Below are 17,136 nucleotides of genomic sequence, written 5' to 3' on the forward strand. Positions count from 1 at the left end.
TCGGCGCAACGGCGTCAGTGATGAAATCACCGGCCTGCATCCCGGCCCAAAACAGCTGCAGAAGATCCGGTCTTACATAAATTGAATACGTCGCCACGACAACACCCATCCGCTAAGTGTTGCAATCACCGCAAGAACTCAAGGATCGTTGATCGGGCGGTTGGTCGGTGTTACCGTGAGGGCGATTGCGGGAGGCACAGTGTCATTGCTTTGGTGGGTCTTGTTAGAGCGCTTTGTCCACGCCGACGTTGCGATCCGCATGACGGTCAGTGCGGGTGCGCCCCCGGTAACGGCTCTCGTTCTCGTTGCTCTGGTCATTGCCCTGGCGATCCTCATGGCCTACACCTTCCAAGCGCTGCTCTGCACCCTTTTGGCGCTTGGGGTCCACTCCGACGCCCCGGGTCCGGATGACCAGCCCGGTCGAGGCTCCCTGTCCTTGGTCTGGTCCGCACCCGTCGGTGGGACAGGTCCTCGCGCGCCGGGCCGACGTCGCCGTCGCCCCGGGAGCCTCCACACAGCCCTCTAGAATCCGACCATTGCCGGCAACCTAGCCGCACACGGCTGGAACGTGCCTACACGCTCGCGCGCTACTCCTCCCGGGCGACCTCAGAACACCTCTCTGACTGCCGCCACAAGGAGCTCATCGCCATGTCCCGCACTACCCTCCTCTCCTCACTCCGCAACAAGCCCCCGCGATACCGCTCACCGACTCCCCGTCGCCTTGGACTGCTGTGGCGGCTCGCCCGTCGGCTCTCCCGCCGTGTGGCTATGCGAGCCACTCTGTTCGGTGGGTGGGTCTGGTTCGCGGCCGGCTCGCTGATTGGATTCGAAGCGTTCGACATCATCTTCGGCACGTTCGCCCTGGCCCCCGAGCTGCTCCCGGTCGTAATCCTCGGGCTCGCACTGACTTGGTATTTCCGCGGTCAAGTTCGACGAGTTTCGACACGTGCCCGCGCGTATCGGCGCCTCAGACGCATACGTGCCGATCGCAGATGACGCGCGCACTCCATGGTCTCAGCCGATAACCGCTAAGACAGGCACTCCCAGGCGGCTGCCTTGCATAAGTTATCGTTTATCGTTATGTTAACGACAAGCGATAATCCTTGTCTCGGATTGGGGATGGACTGTGGCAACTACATTGGCCTATTTGGACCGCAAGGGTGCGTTGCTGTTTGCGATCGTCTTTGGACTGGCTGCGCTCGGCATCGCTGTCGCGGCAATCGTGGCCGTGTTCGCAGGACTGGCGAGCACGCCGCTTCTGAATGTGCCCCTCACGAACCTGGCGACGCCGGCGCTCGGTGAGGGCAACAGCGAAGTCCTCCGGGCCGCGTACGCCGCAGCCGACATGCAGCCGGCCAGACTCACCTCGACCGAACGCTCTTTGCTGCTCGGATCAGGACTCCTGGGCGGTCTTGCGGGTCTGCTGTCTGCGGCGACACTGGGCCTGATCAGTTGGTCTGTGTACCGAGGCACAGGCTTCGGTAAGCAGCTGGCCCGCGCCGTCGGCATCTCGGGTATCGCCGTGATGACCTGGGGACTTCTGGGCCCCTTCATGAACGCAATCGCCCACCACTCGATCCTCAGTCGGATCACATTGCTTCCGGAACAGGAAACAAGTGATTTCTTCGTCATGGAACTGGATCTGTGGCCGGTCGCGGTCGGACTCGGTGCTGCCGCTCTCGCGGCCATGTTCGAGACGGGCCGGCGTCAGCAGCTGGAACTGGACGGGCTGATCTGATGGCTCCCACGTCGGATGAAGAGCAACAGATACATTGCAGACTCGACGAGCTCCTCGCGGCCCGGGGCATGACCCTGACCGAGCTCAGCCAGCGGGTAGGAATCAGCATCGTCAACCTGTCTGTGCTGAAAAATGACCGGGCGCGTGCGATCCGCTTTTCCACGCTGTCCGCGATCTGCGATGTTCTCGACTGTGCGGTCGGTGACCTGCTGGTCGTGAGCCCCTAGCGACGGCTAGCACAGTCGCGCGCGACGGCCCGGACCTGATTCAGCTGCCCGGCTAAGCCCACCACATTCTGGAGAAAGTTTGTGGAAACGGTGGACCACGCGTGCGGGAGCCGGCGGTTGACGCGCCCGCCGAAAAGTCCGCGTTCAGTAGGACCGAGAACGTGACTACTCGGGCGCCCTGGCTGCAAATCTAGATGTTGGGATCTGAGGCACGAAGCGAGAGAGTGGCCCTGGCGGCGAAGGTAACGCCGGCGAGCAAAAGTATGACCGCCGAGACGATGCTGTACCAAACCCCGTTGGAGTTCAATGCGATGTATACGCCGACGAGAGAGAGAAAACAACTGCCCCCAGCGACCAAATGAGCGTTGCTCTCATGGTGTTATTTATGACATCGGCCTAAGGGCTGCATTGATTGGTGAAGTTCCTAGCCGCGTAAGGGGATCCCTTGCCCGGCGCTTATGGCGTCGTCTAGCGACCCGGGTTCTACTCGTCGTAGTCCACGTCAGCAAAGGCTTTGACCTCTTCACGCAGTTGCTCGGCGATCCTGGCACCCTCTGTTTTCCAAGTCATGTAGTTTTCAGCCGAACTCCAACCGCTCTCATACAAGTTTTCGGCATCCCACACGTCGTACCAAGCGCGAAGCCGGTGAGTGAGGTTCTCTGACAGTCCAAAGAATGCCGGTTCCATCGTGTATTGGCTGGGACGCTCAGCAGTGCTGTTCTCCCAAAGTGGCCACCGATGGCCGTAATCAGGAAACAGGCGGATGACGCGACGGGCGAGTTTCTTTGGCATGACCGCATACTAACTCTCAGCGACAGCAGGGAATGACCGCGGTCATATTAACTCCGTCGCTGAATGCGCTGCTAAACCGGGCCTGGCAATGAATCGGCTTACGGGGCGCACCGTCTGCCCGGGCCACGACATCGCAAACCCTGCCCGCCCGCAAGCCGGTCGCTATCCGTTCCACGGTGTCCCCAAATACACCCGTAAGCGGCTCCCTTAGTCACGCGCCTGGTCGACTGTGGCTAGGTCCGCACTGCCAAATTGCGTCTTTAGGTCCGGGCTCTGCCGGTTTGCATCCCACAGCGCACGCGCGTCCTCGAGCGTCCAGGGGCGAAGTTCGACGGTCATGGCTCCTATCGTGCCCGACGAAGTACGACGGCCACGAATTGCCCGCAAGCCGGCGGCCTAACGGGCGCTGCTGCGTTCGAAAGGGGATCCCCCAGCGGGCATTCTTCGATGCGTTAAAAGACGCAACCGAGCATGCAGATGACAGCTGCTCCCGCCCCGGGGAGAGTGGTGAAGCTGGCAGCGCCAGTCGGCACTGCCTGCGGGCGGGTACCTTCATTCGATGCGGACGGGAATCAGAGTGTGGTTACGGCGCCGCACCCAGAGTACCTAGTCCGAACAACGTGATGGATTCGAAGCCGTGGGGGATCCGGAACGTGATCCCGTGGGCATTGGTCCGTGCCATCCTGTAACCGAATGTTGCCGACAGGTCGTCGGTGGGTTCTACCTTGAGTGGTCACTGAGACAACGGTTCCTGGTTTTGGTGCGTGGTCGTCTGCCGGGCATTCTCCACAACATAGACCTCCCCGTCGGGCGCTTTTTTGTGGGACTCCGTGGTGTAGAAGCGGATCTCGTGTCCGTCCGGGTCCGAGAGACCGGGCAGAATCCACCCGAGAGAGGCGACCTGGACGCCAGCATGGGCGTCCCCCAACTGCGTCAGCCGCGCGGAGAGCTGGTCAATTGCCGCCTTGGTCGGAACGCCTATGGAAAAGTAATCGAATCCGGACGAGGCCGCCGCTTTGCCGGGGTCCAGCCGCAGGGCCAGTCTCGGTCCGCCATCCGGGTGATTAAGAGCAAGGCCCATGACTTTGCCATCTTCGCGGAACTCCATCGCAGCGGCATAACCCAGCCGGCTCTGGTACCACTCGCGGCTGCGGTCGAGATCACTGACCGGGAGTTTGAGGTGGTGCACGCCATCGAACTGGGGAACTTGAGTGTCCACGGCAAATCCTTTGATCGCAGGGTCGTGTTCCAACGATAGGTCCGAATCATCTGCGGGAAGCCGCAATCGTGGCGCCCCTCGTAGTAGTTTGGTCCAGCGCTGTCAGCGAGAGCTTCCGCGGGCGAGCACGCAACGCAAATTTTCCGTCCCACAAGCCGGTGGCCCATAGGACGCTCTGGCGTCTGACGAAGGATTCCCTGAACAGACTTCCGTACCGCCGGCTTTGCGCTTTTTAGGATTTTTGCGCTGAGCCCACTACCCAGCGGTTCCATCGGTTGAACATTCCGCTCGGTGGTGTGCCAAGAGCGCGAATTGCCCTCTTGTACCAACGATGGCCGAGGTAGTAGACGACGCTGAAGAGGACAAGCAGGACGGCCAGGATGATTAGATACCAGTCCTTCGCGGCCTGGTATTCCTGGTAGCCGGGCTGCCCATAAATCAGTTCACCTGAAACCAAGGGGACGGTCACGTCCAGGAAGTAGTGGAAGACCTGGATGAAGGGCGCTAGCAGAAGAGCAAAGGTTAGAACGACGAAAGCAAGGTACTTGAACCAGACTTTCGCGCACCGTTTGTTCCAAGAAGCAATCCGTTCTTTCTTGTCCGCGTCTATCGGCTGATTCATGCTGTTCCCCCCATTTTTTGTTTTCCTAATGCATAGCCTACGTGGGCTAATTTTTCGGCAGTTGATGATCACCGGCGGTCGAATACATTCTTACGTCGGGTGGACCATGCAATCCCAAGAACAAGAGGGGCGCGGAACCATCGACGCACTACGGGCGCCTCTTCCGGCCCGTCCCGTAAGSCGGTCCCCCRCCGCGACACYMTCRACCCKCTCCCCCRCCGCGAAAAATCCCATACAGATGCTGGAATCTGTGACTTTCGGCGGTAAATGGCGGGGTTTTCACAGCGCTACGTGGCGCATGGTGCAGCCCGGAGAAGGGGTGTGGCTGAGAGCATTTGGCAGCCTCGTCCGGCAAGGATGTGGACGTCCCCTAAGGGGCCTGGTTGAGCGTCTTCGTTGGTAGGACGAAGGCGGAGATCGCGACAGTTAGCGCGATATACAGCAGCGCTGTGCGTGAGGAAGCGTTTGTCATGATCAATCCTGCAAGAGGAATAAACAGGGGGCCGGAGACCATCGTCGCGACCATCCACGCAGAGCTGGTTCGAGACAGCAGAGAACGGGGGGTCATATCCATCCGAAGGGTCGAAATCGCGGTATTTACGATCGACGAGGCGAACAAGATGCCCGAGAATGCCAGGATGGCTCCGCCAAGCCCTACTAGCCCGGCTGGCAAAACCGGATAGACCCAGTAGAGCGGGACACGTGCCAAGCTGCCGATGACAATCGCGCGCCCGACTCCGACCTTCCTCAGGATCGGCCCTCCAACCCATGCCCCGGCCAAGGCTGCGATGGAGGGAATCCCCATGGCCAGGCCGAACTCCGCAGGCGAAAATTCCAGATCGTGCAGGAAAAAAACCTGAGTCACGGGAGTGAGTGCTGCGACAGCCCCAGCGAAAAGAACCCAGGAGATCAGGAGTCTTCTGAGGGTGCGGTCACCGGCAAAGAACGCGACGCCTGCGAATGCTTCCCTAAGAGGACGTTTGCGTTCATCCCGTTGTGCGGCGGGGCCCTCGGGCTTGCGGATGAATGAGATGCATACCGCGCTTCCGAGGAAGCACAGCGAAACGCTGGCCATTAGGACGGCGTTGGGCGCTACCGCGACGAGTGCGCCCCCGACAATGGGTCCTGCGATCATCGCCACCCACGAGGCGCTCTGAAGCTTACCGACGGCATCGGCCCGTAGCTCCTCTGGCACGAGGTCCTTGGTGTGGGCAAGGGATGCGCTGCCGAATAGCATTTGCGTCACTGCATTGATGCAAAGAACTAACACAAGCCATGGGAGTGACAGAAGCCCAAACAGAGCCGCAACTGCGAGAAGGGCAAAACTAAGGAATCGAACTGCATCGGAGCCAACCAGGATCGGCCGCTTTCGACGGAATTCTGCAAACATGCCGGCCGGAATAGCGGTGACGACGGCCAGGCAGGCGGCAGCGGTCGACATGACGGTCACCCCTCCGGGGCCGACGCCGAGAACTTGAATAGCCAAAATTGGAACAACGACTGCTGCAGTCGCTGAAGCCCCTTGAGCGGACATCGTTGCAAGCCAGAGCCAACGAAAAGCGGCATCGCTAAATGCGGAGACTTTGACCCTCGGACTGCTGGTGCTGTCGGCCTGGAACTTGGGTCGGGTGTCGTCGAGTTGTCTATCCGTGCTCACGCTCATCCTCCAGATCGCGATACTTCCAGCTACTTCGATGTAACCCCCGTAGGTCACCAGCGACCTGCGAGCCCTACCGGGCACGTTAACCCTCAGGAAGGGGTCACGGCGTGAGGACTTCAAGGACGCTGGGAGCGCCAGGGCTATTCCAATCGAAGAGCGTCAGATGCCACAGGTGCGGCTGCTTGCGGGAGGGGTCGATCAGGCCGTGCGCCCCTAGACTCTGCAAGGCTTCCCGGACGCGCCATGATGAAGGCGAGCCTCCGGCGGTCACGGTCTTTTGCCAGTCAGCTGCGGCGTCAGCGGGATCGATCCCGACTGCTGCCAGGGCCTCATGGTCACGGAGATCAACGATCCTCTCAGCGTCTACTTCGAACTGCAGCACCCGAAGGTTGGGGGTGCGATCGTCAGTATGGGCGATCATCGCAGCTGCGACACCTTCCGGCGAAGCGCTGAGATACAGCGTCGGCACGCCCGGAAGGGAATACCGGCCGGCGGACCGGGACCCGGCAAGCGCGACGTCACGATAAGCAGGATCAATTGCCCGAAAGAAGGAACCCGTAACAGTCCGCATCAGCGGGTCATCCCCGCCAATAGCTGGCTGGCTTCGCCGCGACATACGGTCCTTTCTCATCTAATCCGTGGACTTAGGCCGAGATCCGGACTTTCGCCACGTATGGCTCCAGTGCTTCCGTCATGACCTCGGACAGCTTGGCGTGGCCGAGATCGTTCGGGTGTATCTGATCAGGTTCCGGGTAGAAGAACGGGGTAGGATCGGCGGCGAAGACGCCGTATTGGCCCAACAGGAATGGCAGGCCTGTTTCCTCGGCACACTCGGCATGGAGATCAAAGACCCGGCGGACCCGCGGCGGCTCTCCCAGGAAGGGCCAGTAAGGCTCGACGACGATCACCTGGGAGTCCGGAAGTGAATCGCGCAGCCGGGACATGTCCTCGATCATGGTCCGGCGCAGCTTATCGTCGTTCTCGGGCAGCTGGATCAAGTCGTTGGCCCCGAGTGCAATCAGCGCGATCTGCGGGTCCACGTCGATGACCATCTCCAGCGGATGCTTTTCGAACAGGTCGGTGTCCCGCTTGGTCAGAAATCCCAGACCGTTGACGGCGAAGTTGTGCTCCTCCAGTCCAAAGTTCCGGCACACGATGGAAGTCCACCGTTTGTCGACGTGGGAAATTCCCCGCCAACCTGTCGAAATACTGTCTCCGTACACCCCAAGTCGCAAAGTCATTCCAGGACCCTACCACCGCCCGCGCCCGGGTCTTTGTCAACTCCGCGAACCGTAGCTCAAGCTGCAATCCAGCCAGCCGACTGGGCTGACCCCTGAAAGGATCCCCCAACGGGAACCTTGAGGTCTGTGGGCCGGCGTGCCCGGAAAACCAGGTGGGCGGGCTGGGGGGAGGCACGAATCCGAGGCTCGCATACAGCGAATGGGCTTGGGGGAAGTCCCTCCACCGACGCGGAGACTCAATGCCTCCTCTTGGTTTGCCACGCATGCCTTGATGGCCTCGATCACGAGTGCTCGTCCGGCGCCGGCCCCTCTGTGGGTTGGGCCGACGAACAGGTCGATGATGAACGGCCCGTTGATTTTTGGGTCCCAGATCGAGTGGGATGTCGTGAAGATGGCCCCGGCTGGCCTGCTGCCGATGTGGGCGATGAGGCTCGCCTCGGTGCGGAGCTCGCCATACTCCCCGGCAAAGGTTGCAGATATTTCATCCAGCGCGGAAGCGAGATCATCAGCACCGATCTCGGGTGGGTAGCTGTCCAGGTACAGCTGCGCAACCGAGTCACGATCGGCCGGATTCATAGGGCGAACCGTTATGCGATCAGCGGTGGCAGGGAGGACCAGAGGAGCGCGAAGAGAGAGTGTGCGAATATCGCAAGGCCTAAGGGTTCCATTCGACGTAGCTGATGCTTTCCGTGGGGCGGCGTGAGCCCGCGCTGATCAGGAGTGGAACATGCGGAGAATCTACAGGGTATTGGATTGCACATCACGGTATTGACGCCGGCCGGTTGATGCCTCACCACGCGCTTCAACCTGCCTGCTAACTACCCAGCGCCCGCACAGCTTGCCCCTCGGGCATGTCATCTGGCGAGCGGTTTCACCAGGACCAGCGTGGGGCCATCCCAGTCGATCCGATTGAACTCTTGTAGCGGCAAGAATCCCGACCGAATATAGAAAGCCCTGGTCTGGGCGTAAGCGTCGTCCTCGAAGGATGGACCAACGGTATGGACCTGAAGCAGTCCGCAATCATCGGAGACGAGTACCTCCTCGACCGCCGTGACGAGAGAGGCTCCGATACCAGCGCCGCGGCGGCCGGCGTGCACTGCGATCAGTGCCAGCTCAGCGGACTCCGGGAAGTGGCGATCCACAAGTGCAACCCCCACGACTTCGCCGCGCATCACGGCGAGAAATGAGTCCCGCCGCGATGCACTGTCAACATAGTTGAGAATGGCTTCTTCGATGCCGAACCAGCCTGGTAAGGAGCGCAAGATTCGATCTACGGAAGCGGGGTCCTGGCGGCGTTCAATCTCAAGTGCGGACATCAAGCGAGTACATCACACGCCTCATTAGTGTGGCTGATCCGGTCTCGTTAGAGAGCTCTGACCAGGCATATGTGAAATGGGTACAGTCTTCTTCTCGCTGTCGTCCGGACTACATGGCGATTAGCGGAGGCGGGTATTCCGAGGGGCCGTGCCGGTAAGCGCTGTCTAGTCCCGACGGGTCATAGGATGTCTGGAACAGCAGCTGGGCTCGGCGAAGCTACGCGAGCCTCATGGCGGGGAAGGTGGCGCGGTGTGTTCTCACTCGGCATCGAGATAGGACCTCAACTGGCGGTCAGGCAGGCGGCCTGGTTTGCCCCGACGCACCAGCCGTTCCTGATCCCGAAGGGCGGCGCGGAGACCTTCGGGATAGCGCCTTTGAGCGAAGAACTCCCCGCCGAACTCAGGGATACCTTCGAAATCTACAATGTGCCGGACGAGCTCGACTGCATCCTGATCGGCGAGGAGGAGTTCAATGACCTGGGGCGCTCAGCCAGGTCGGACCTCGTTCGGAGTCAGATCTGCCTCGCACGGGGAGCCATCCCCTCCGTTCGAAGCGCCCCGGCGGACGTACGCACCCGAGTGTCGACGCAGGCTGACGGGCATCGCTTTGTGTGGTGGCCCTCGTTGCTGGAGGGACATCAGGAAGCTGTCCTCGGCGCCTACCTTCGCTTCGGCCGACGGCCCAGCAGGCACCTAGAGGTCCCCGAAAACGTCTGGGATAACGCCCGTGCGATTCTGCCGGGGGCGAGGACGCTGGCGGGCACTTTCCCTCGCGCCAGCGGCCCGAACTGTTTCGGGACGGTGATGGCGGCAGCTGGTCGAGCGGAAGCTGCTGACGTTTGGATGCTTCAGAAGCCTTTCGAGGACTGGCTTTCCGCGGCCGCTGAAGTGGGCGGAAAGGACAAGGACCCGGGTACCGTGCTCGTCTGGCGCTCTCCCAGGGGGTTGGCGCAGCATGCCGCTGTAACTATCGGAGGCGGATACGCGCTGCACAAACCCTCCCAAGGCTGGATGAGCCCGCGGAAAGTCCTCACCGTCAAGGAAGTCGTCGCCAGCGCCAGGCAGCCAGGCCGTCGACTAAACCGATATGTGCTGACCGGCTCCCCGGGACACCGTTTCCAAGAGTGATTTCCGATTTCCGGGACAGTCGAGCCCCCTCACATGTGGTCCTAAATCAGGCCGTCGCAGTGGTCCTGGTTGAACGTACTGGCCGGAACAGACATGCAGAACCTCCTAAAAAGCTGTCTTGGAAAACAACAGCTTTCCAAGACACTGCCCTCGACCTCTGCGGAGCCATCGGGTAGATGAGAAAGTCGGGCTCGCCGATGTCTTGAAAAGTCGCCTCATCATGCCCGCGCGCTTTGAGCACACGGGTATCCGAACTCGCGTGCACCAACGACCAAGAGACCTTCGCGTTGCGATAGGACGAAACACGCCACACTTTTCTCGATCGGCGCATGGTGTCCCACTTCCTTGGAAACTGGACACTCCCGCGGGAGGAGTTCACACCGCTGTAGTCAGGAGTGCTGTGGCACCAATTCGAACGTCACAACGGATACCTCCGCTTCATCGGACAGATCCGGGTAGTGACCCCGTAAGCCCTGGCGGAATCCATCAATAGGAGTTCCGGGGGCAAGGTGAGCCTGTTCCGCCGTCATCTGATCGAGCCGGTAGTCCGCTACGTCCGTGACTATCCCATCCAGCGTGCGATGCTCTGCATCGTCTTCGAATACAAACAACGCCGGCCCGACGGATACCGGGTCATCATGGCGAACAGTGGTCGTCTTGATGCCGCCGGCCACCTCATCGTAATAGCGCTTGTTAAACCGCAATAGTCGTCGAGCATCAGCATCGGGAAAGAAGTAGGTCTCCGGAAGCAGCTTCCGGACGGGCCGGAGCTGTGGGCCCCCGGCTCCGGGCACTGCGACCATCACGTCGGGATGAAGGTCCAGCATTGCCTGGCGGCATCTTCCGCACGGCGGGATGAGGCCCCGTCCTCGATCGCCGGCAGCGGCCATGGTGACGAGGGGTCCCGCGCCGGCCGTAGCGGCTGTGCCCATCACAACGAACTCAGCACAAGGCCCACCCGTGAAGTGATAGACGTTTACTGCCCTATGAATGACCCCGTTGGTATCCATGGCCGCCGCTGCGACCGTATGGTTCTTGTCGCCACCAAGAGTCGCAGCCAATTCTTCCGCCGCCGTAATGACGCGTAGCTCCGACTCAAATAGATCCATGGGGTCATTCTGCCCCATCCCATTTGCTTGTAGCTGAACGCCGGGAACGCCCGGCTGGGCGGTCAGGCTGTTCCCCGTAATCTGAATGTGCCAAAAGTTATGCCAAAAGAGAGGGCCGCTAAGAACGTGCGGACCTGACTTCCGGGACAGCACGTTGGCTCAGTGCCCGGGTCAGTGACGAGACGCTGACGCTGAGCCGGTGCGCGGTCTCCTTGAGGGTATGTCCCTCACTGCGCAGCTGCGGGGCCGTTTCAAGCTTTCCCTCCGTCATGGTGCGCGGCCGGCCACCCAGCCTGCCGCGGGCCTTCGCCGCAGCCAGACCAGCCTTTGTCCGTTCGGACAACGTCAAGCGTGCGTAGGCACCAAACGGCCTCTCGCGGAGGCTAGGCTCTATGCCATGATGACCAATCAGCGACTTGAGCCCCTGCTCGAGCAGTACGACTGGGCGACGGAACGACTCCTCACTCGCCTCGCCGGGCCCACCAGCAACTCGGGTGATGGCAGCGACGTCGACGTACCGGTACTGACGGACGCCGAGTACCTCTGGGAACCGGTCGACGCGTGCTGGTCGGTGCGGAGGCGCGCCGATGGGCCCGGACCGGGCGCCATCAAGCTCATCGGCGCGGGTGAGTGGGGGCGAGACGGCGCCCCCGAAAGTCCGTGGCCTCCGCCCCTCACGACGATCGCCTGGCGGCTTGACCACATCTCCGAGACGCTGTTGGGCCGAGCCAACCACCTCGGGGGCGACCGAACGTTCGATAGAGCGACGTACGAATCACGACCAGATGCAGCCGGCGCCATCGAGAGGTTCCGTCACGCCGCAGCCGACTGGCGCCAGGTACTACTCAGTGTCGATGAGTCCGACTATGACCGGACCGGGCTCAGCAGCTACCCGTACGGCAGCGATGCCGAGGAGACCTTTCCGACGATCGTGTGGTGGGAGAACCAGGAGATCCTGCACCACGGAGCCGAGATCGCGCTGCTCCGCGACCTCTACGTTCACCATGCTCAGTAGCGATGAGCGCGCACCGCAGACAGCTCAGCCGACGGAGTCTCTACGACGTCGAGTGGATACAGAGGATTAAGTCCGCGTCGGTGCATAGGTGCCCGAAAGACGGTGGTTCAGCGGACGCCGTGGTGACCGCAGGGATTCTTCACCGGGCAGGGGTCCGGCTCAGTAGAGTGGAACGCATGAGTCTTGAATGGGAACAAGTAATTGTCGATTCGGCACGACCGGCTGAGCTTGGACTTTGGTGGGCCAAAGCTTTGGGTTGGGTCGTGACTTTGGAAGCTGACGATGAGTTCGAAATTCGTTCTGCACCGGACCGGTTGCCAGGGTTGGTCTTCGTGCCGGTGGCAGATTCGAAGGTAACAAAGAATCGTCTTCACCTCGATTTTCGGCCGGACGATCCAGCGGCCGAGGTCGAGCGGATGGTCGCTCTGGGTGCCCGCAGGGTCGATGTTGGTCAAGGCGAGCAGCCGTGGACTGTACTTGAGGATCCAGAAGGCAACGAGTTCTGCGTTCTGGGAGCCCGAAAGAAGGACAGTACCGACAGTTGAAAGTTCGGACAGGCCACGGGAGCGCCCGTCAACGGATCGTGCAGCGGGCGGTCAGGCCGGGTTAGCTGCAGAATTCGTGGCAAGGACGTCTTTGCGGATTGCCCAACGGCCGATGGCTGCCGCTGCGCCAACGGTGGCCCATGGGATCAGCAGCCAGGGCTGCCATCCGAGACCCAGGACGCTTCCCAGCAGCCAGAACACGAGAGCGGGCACCGCGAAAAAGGCTCCGATGTGGATCCATTGATTCCTGACCGGGCGCAAAAGATAGGCCAACACCCAGGCCAATGGCGCCGCAAACACCAGGGAAACTCCGAAGCCATACAGAATCACCATGCCCAAAAAGCCCCATACGTAGCCGGCGTCGGTGCCGTCCCGCAAGGCGGGCACGCCATAGCCTGCCGCCACCAGGAGTAGTAGCACGCCCACCCAGAGCGAGGTGGCGATGAGCCAGCCCTTGATGAACGCGTACGCATCCAGGACCACTCTGTGTGACCGAACTGCCTGCGGCTGCGCCGCATCCCCCAATGCCATGGGCTTAGCCTACCGATGCGCAAAAGCTTCCCCCTCGTGCCGAGGGTGCGGCCGTCCGTTAGGGGATCCTCTTATGGACATGTCCCGCGAGCTGCATCGTCCCGATCAAGCCGCGCAACCTTCACTGCTTCGGCAAGGAGGTCAATGTCTGCCGCGTCTTTCGATCGTCGCGGAAGTCCCGGAACCCAGGTTGGCATCATCTGCTTGATCTCAATTTGAGCGGCGGGACTGATTACTGCGCATTGAATCCCTCCAAGCTGACACTCCAGGGCGTTGGCTAGTATGTCCTTCGGCAATGCCGCATTCCGCCACGGGCCTCCACCAACCACAACTCGACCGTCCGCCGCGCTGGACAGCGGGGCGATCCCAAACTCCACTGCTCCCTTCACAAGATCGCGCTGCTGTTCAGCCGGGTACTGCTCCATATCGGTCCAGCCCTGGGCGACAAGTGCGTTCGCAATGACGGGCATATCGCCATCCCAGACATACCAGTCGACATCGAGGTGTTCACGGTGAGCCGACCAAGGTAGAAATCCATCGCCCATCCGCCGCGTAGCCAAATCTCGCTATCCAGGCTTCGGGCAACATCTACCATTTCTGAGATGGCAGCCAACTGCAAACCGCTGATCGAGATTTCTGACATGCCAAAATGCTATCTCCAGCGTCTGCTTCGGGGTCATTGCCAGAGTTGTGTCGGCAGCACGTGCAATTCCACTCTCGACTCCCCATCCAGACCAGCCTTCCGGCCGCATCCATCCACTGACGAACCCACCGTTGAAGGCGGAGCCACTAAACCGTCACAAAGTGCCCGGCGAGTCACGAAGAGTAGCCAGAAATAACCATCCTCCCGGTGCCATCCACACCTGTCATAGGCAAGCGCGGACGTCCGGTGAGGGATCCACATTCGGGATGGCTGAAGTGGGCGGCCTGCGGATTTAGGTGCCACGGTGCCGGCACCATTGGCGTGGCCTTGAAGCGAAAGGCTTGGCTACTGCCCGGGACGGTTGGGAACGTCGGCGTCCCACGTCAGGTCTGCTCCCTCATTCAGGGGCAGCGCTTCGATGGCGGGGTCCCTCACTAGTGCCGATACGAGTTCATGGCTGCCGGCGACCACCGTGGAGTCGAAGTCTATTTCGGTCACCATGACCCAGCTTCTGTCCGCCGGCCACAGGATGCTCGGTGTCTGCGGGAATTGCGGGGAATGGTGCCAGGGCACATGATTCACCCACCCGGGGTCGCGGTAAAACTGTGGCGCGGCATTGAAGAGGTAATAGGCGCGGCCCGGAAGGGTCAGTGTTTCGCCGTTGACCACCTCTGCCGTTAGCAGGCCCGAACCAGGTCCGCTGTCCAGCGCGGCGGAATCGGGAGCGTTTTCCACGAAAGTCCAGTCGTCTGAAAAAGTGAGCTGGGCATAACCGATGGAACTTGTAAGACCTCCCCATCCTTCCCATATGGCGGACACGCCCTTGTTTGGCGTGGAGGTGTGTTCACAGAGGCGGGAAGCCACTGCTGCCAGTGTGTCCGGTGCGAGGTTGCCGGTTAGGGGTTCCGAATATCGCCAGCCCTCGCTGTCCAATATCTCCTGACGGCTCGGTACTTGCCCAAGGAGTCGGTGGAATTGGGCCAATGGGTGCATCTTGGTCCCGAACGCACCCGCCACGTCAGACCAGCGGACCTGTTGCTCGTCGAGGGGGAAGACGTCCGTTCGGGGATGTCCGTACCAGGAGCCGGTGTCCTGCGGGCGGTCCCGCGCCACCGGATGAAAGATCCTGGCGTAGGCGGGGAAGCCCCGTGGCACCACAGCGTGCATGTCAAGCCACACGGTATCCATCAGAGGCTTGAGCCATTCACCGGGCGCAGCATTGGGCAACGATTCCATGGCGCCAGCCTAATAGCCGGCACGGGGCAACCCCGGGCAAGGGTTGCGAAACACAGCCGGATTGAAGCTGGCGCGACAACGTGATGGCGACCCAGTGTATGCAGTGTCCGTTGAGGGATCCCCTATCGAACGCAGGAGCGTACGTTGGGCCACCGGCTTACGGGCGGTTCTCCGAAGCATCTCCCGTGGGCTTGCTGAATGGATAATTGTCTTGCGTTTGTACGAGGGCCGTGAGGAACCAAGGTCGGCGAAGTAGCGCTTGTCCGCTACGGAAAACACAGGCACCGCTGTCCTTAGCGTGTACCGCCTTGGGCTGCAGGGCGGCTGACATGGTGGAGCAAGTATCCGTAGGCCAGCTCACGCCGATCCGGATCAGCGTTCAGCCAGGTCTGTGCGGTGCCACTCGGAAACTCCATAGAAACGACAGCACGAAGGTCTCGTGGTGTGTCGAAATCCCAAGTGCTCATCAGGGCGGTGGTGTGTGCTCCCTGGGCTGACCACCACTCCCGTACATAGTCTTCATGTCCCTGGGTCTCGGCAGCGGAACTGACTGCGAGGAGGTCGGCGAAATCACCGTTAGCTTGATCGTTGTCAATAACTACCAGCGTGCCGCCCGGACGCAGGACCCTCATAACCTCTGCAAGCCCAGCCGAGCAGTCATTTCCCGGTGTTGGAAAGAAATACGCAAATCGAGCGTGGACCACGTCAACTGACGCATCGCCGAGTGGGATATGTTCTGCAGAACCGTGAAGGACCCGAGCTTCCGGCGTTCGTGAACGTGCCCAGTGCAAGAGATCGACGTCGGGTTCGACCCCAAATACTTCCCGGGCGTGAGTCGCATATCCCGGAAGCCAGAATCCCGTTCCACAACCAAGGTCCAGAAGGGTCTTCCCGGCCCAGGGTGCGATGGCGCTGAGCGCATCCCAAACGATACCTTCGCGGTCCATGGCCGCATTTTCCAGCTCGTACAAGTCAGGGTTCTTGCCCTGATTCCAGGCCTTCACGAAATCCGTCAGCATGGCCCCCATCCTTGCACGTCGAGCATCGAACCTGTCCGGTGAAGGATCCTCTACGGGACGGTCTATGGTGCGGGTCCAGAGTGTGCACTTCTAATAGTCAATAATGAACGATAATCCCTTGCCCCGCGGCGAGACCCCCGGCGATATCGATTCAAGAAGGTAGTTTCTGATGGTTGATCGGTTCCAGGTAGTCCCCGCCAGCAAAGTCATCTTTCGACGCGGGGAGCTCGTTTTGCTTCAATTGCGCCAGGGCACCGGGTATATGGATGGATACTGGGCTACTGCTGCGGCAGGCCATGTTGAACCTGACGAGTCTGCTGCCCAAGCGGCAGTACGCGAGGCGCATGAGGAGCTCGGCGTGTCCATTGAGCCCGACCAGTTAGTCCCGTTAACCACGATGCACCGGTCGCAAGGAAACGGCCAGGCCATTGATGAACGGGTCGATTTCTTCTTCACATGCACAACTTGGGAAGGGGAACCTCAGATGATGGAACGTGGCAAGGTAGCCGATCTTGCATGGTTCCACCTTGATGACCTGCCTTCTGCCCTAGTTCCTCACGAGCGATACGTCATCGAACGTCTACGGATTGGTCTGGCGCCCATTATCGCCTTTGGCTTTGCCACGGCGTGAGCCAAGCAGGCCCACCAACTGATGCCCGATGTCATCGTGGGTGCCGGTTCGAGCGATTCGTAAAGCTACGCGTCCCAAGGCATGGGGCTTCGGGCCGCACACCCGGGTTGTCCTTTGCCTGGCCAATCCCGTCCGAACGAGCGGTTGCAAGGACACCGCTTGGGAGTGCTTGGATTTCTCAGTACTCGGAAACGCGCCGGCTTTATCGTTGCGCTGTAGTCCAGCGTTGCCCCCGTTAGCACTGCCCGCGCAGCATCGCTGACAAATAATTCCGCTCCAATGCATCCGTATCTAGCATCCGATTTACTGCCCACTTCTTGAGTGAATACGTACGTACTACCGCAACAGCCCCCAGCCTGGATATCGACCCGAGCGTGACCTCCCATCAACTCAAGCTGACGGATAGCCGCCGCGGTTACGACAAAGGGAGGGAGGACGGTCTCAGTCATGGCGGTCACTCTAAT

At 60.8% G+C, this 17,136-nt stretch carries 19 protein-coding genes; 6 read left to right on the forward strand and 13 right to left on the reverse strand.

Annotated features, from left to right (window positions below; translation table 11 throughout):
* Window positions 1-1,126: 1,126 nt before the first annotated feature.
* Both AC1DN2_RS03055 and AC1DN2_RS03060 read left to right on the forward strand, forming a co-directional pair.
* On the forward strand, window positions 1,127-1,738 hold the full coding sequence (locus AC1DN2_RS03055) for a hypothetical protein (protein ID WP_476849165.1): 612 nt from the start codon (window positions 1,127-1,129) through the stop codon (window positions 1,736-1,738).
* Window positions 1,738-1,965: a helix-turn-helix domain-containing protein gene (locus tag AC1DN2_RS03060; RefSeq protein ID WP_476849166.1), complete on the forward strand. Its 228-nt coding sequence runs from the start codon at window positions 1,738-1,740 to the stop codon at window positions 1,963-1,965. The genes AC1DN2_RS03055 and AC1DN2_RS03060 overlap by 1 nt, the downstream gene beginning before the upstream one ends.
* A 483-nt stretch (window positions 1,966-2,448) precedes the next feature.
* On the opposite strand, the gene AC1DN2_RS03065 is transcribed toward AC1DN2_RS03060, so the two are convergent.
* From AC1DN2_RS03065 to AC1DN2_RS03100, 8 genes are all read right to left on the reverse strand, one after another.
* A complete protein-coding gene (locus AC1DN2_RS03065; protein WP_476849167.1) occupies window positions 2,449-2,757 on the reverse strand; it encodes a hypothetical protein in 309 nt (102 codons plus the stop codon).
* Window positions 2,758-3,490: 733 nt separating this feature from the next.
* A complete protein-coding gene (locus AC1DN2_RS03070; RefSeq protein ID WP_476849168.1) occupies window positions 3,491-3,976 on the reverse strand; it encodes a VOC family protein in 486 nt (161 codons plus the stop codon).
* A gap of 232 nt (window positions 3,977-4,208) precedes the next feature.
* Complete coding sequence (locus tag AC1DN2_RS03075) at window positions 4,209-4,598, reverse strand: hypothetical protein (protein WP_476849169.1); 390 nt, start codon at window positions 4,596-4,598, stop codon at window positions 4,209-4,211.
* A 370-nt stretch (window positions 4,599-4,968) separates the two neighbouring features.
* On the reverse strand, window positions 4,969-6,255 hold the full coding sequence (locus AC1DN2_RS03080; RefSeq protein WP_476849170.1) for an MFS transporter: 1,287 nt from the start codon (window positions 6,253-6,255) through the stop codon (window positions 4,969-4,971).
* A 103-nt stretch (window positions 6,256-6,358) separates the two neighbouring features.
* Window positions 6,359-6,889: an RES family NAD+ phosphorylase gene (locus AC1DN2_RS03085; RefSeq protein ID WP_476849171.1), complete on the reverse strand. Its 531-nt coding sequence runs from the start codon at window positions 6,887-6,889 to the stop codon at window positions 6,359-6,361.
* A gap of 13 nt (window positions 6,890-6,902) precedes the next feature.
* Window positions 6,903-7,499: an SGNH/GDSL hydrolase family protein gene (locus AC1DN2_RS03090; RefSeq protein ID WP_476849172.1), complete on the reverse strand. Its 597-nt coding sequence runs from the start codon at window positions 7,497-7,499 to the stop codon at window positions 6,903-6,905.
* 36 nt (window positions 7,500-7,535) lie between these two features.
* The gene (locus AC1DN2_RS03095) at window positions 7,536-8,075 is read right to left on the reverse strand and encodes a GNAT family N-acetyltransferase (protein ID WP_476849173.1); all 540 of its coding nucleotides are present in this window, start codon (window positions 8,073-8,075) and stop codon (window positions 7,536-7,538) included.
* Window positions 8,076-8,353: 278 nt separating this feature from the next.
* Window positions 8,354-8,815: a GNAT family N-acetyltransferase gene (locus AC1DN2_RS03100; RefSeq protein WP_230010198.1), complete on the reverse strand. Its 462-nt coding sequence runs from the start codon at window positions 8,813-8,815 to the stop codon at window positions 8,354-8,356.
* Window positions 8,816-9,067: 252 nt separating this feature from the next.
* Here AC1DN2_RS03100 and AC1DN2_RS03105 point away from each other — a divergent pair, with 252 nt between their 5' ends.
* Window positions 9,068-9,943 carry a hypothetical protein gene (locus tag AC1DN2_RS03105; protein ID WP_230010199.1) on the forward strand — a complete coding sequence of 292 codons (876 nt, stop codon included), beginning with the start codon at window positions 9,068-9,070 and terminating at the stop codon, window positions 9,941-9,943.
* A gap of 389 nt (window positions 9,944-10,332) precedes the next feature.
* Here AC1DN2_RS03105 and AC1DN2_RS03110 read toward each other — a convergent pair whose 3' ends face one another.
* Window positions 10,333-11,052 carry an ASCH domain-containing protein gene (locus AC1DN2_RS03110; RefSeq protein WP_476849174.1) on the reverse strand — a complete coding sequence of 240 codons (720 nt, stop codon included), beginning with the start codon at window positions 11,050-11,052 and terminating at the stop codon, window positions 10,333-10,335.
* Between the two features lie 400 nt (window positions 11,053-11,452).
* Here AC1DN2_RS03110 and AC1DN2_RS03115 point away from each other — a divergent pair, with 400 nt between their 5' ends.
* Window positions 11,453-12,067 (forward strand): DinB family protein, encoded by a 615-nt coding sequence (locus AC1DN2_RS03115; RefSeq protein WP_476849175.1) that lies wholly within the window; start codon window positions 11,453-11,455, stop codon window positions 12,065-12,067.
* 176 nt (window positions 12,068-12,243) lie between these two features.
* The gene (locus tag AC1DN2_RS03120; RefSeq protein WP_476849176.1) at window positions 12,244-12,612 is read left to right on the forward strand and encodes a VOC family protein; all 369 of its coding nucleotides are present in this window, start codon (window positions 12,244-12,246) and stop codon (window positions 12,610-12,612) included.
* A gap of 51 nt (window positions 12,613-12,663) precedes the next feature.
* Here the strand turns inward: AC1DN2_RS03120 and AC1DN2_RS03125 are convergent, their stop codons facing one another.
* The 4 genes from AC1DN2_RS03125 to AC1DN2_RS03140 all read right to left on the reverse strand — a co-directional run bounded on the left by AC1DN2_RS03125 (window position 12,664) and on the right by AC1DN2_RS03140 (window position 16,041).
* On the reverse strand, window positions 12,664-13,143 hold the full coding sequence (locus AC1DN2_RS03125) for a hypothetical protein (protein ID WP_230010321.1): 480 nt from the start codon (window positions 13,141-13,143) through the stop codon (window positions 12,664-12,666).
* Between the two features lie 71 nt (window positions 13,144-13,214).
* Window positions 13,215-13,688 (reverse strand): hypothetical protein, encoded by a 474-nt coding sequence (locus AC1DN2_RS03130; RefSeq protein ID WP_476849177.1) that lies wholly within the window; start codon window positions 13,686-13,688, stop codon window positions 13,215-13,217.
* A gap of 443 nt (window positions 13,689-14,131) precedes the next feature.
* Complete coding sequence (locus tag AC1DN2_RS03135; RefSeq protein ID WP_476849178.1) at window positions 14,132-15,022, reverse strand: hypothetical protein; 891 nt, start codon at window positions 15,020-15,022, stop codon at window positions 14,132-14,134.
* A gap of 293 nt (window positions 15,023-15,315) precedes the next feature.
* Complete coding sequence (locus AC1DN2_RS03140) at window positions 15,316-16,041, reverse strand: class I SAM-dependent methyltransferase (RefSeq protein WP_230009069.1); 726 nt, start codon at window positions 16,039-16,041, stop codon at window positions 15,316-15,318.
* A 169-nt stretch (window positions 16,042-16,210) separates the two neighbouring features.
* On the opposite strand from AC1DN2_RS03140, the gene AC1DN2_RS03145 reads away from it, so the two are divergent.
* The gene (locus tag AC1DN2_RS03145) at window positions 16,211-16,672 is read left to right on the forward strand and encodes an NUDIX hydrolase (RefSeq protein WP_091557572.1); all 462 of its coding nucleotides are present in this window, start codon (window positions 16,211-16,213) and stop codon (window positions 16,670-16,672) included.
* The last annotated feature ends 464 nt before the right edge of the window (window positions 16,673-17,136 follow it).

The organism is Arthrobacter sp. 01L42 (assembly GCF_056400005.1).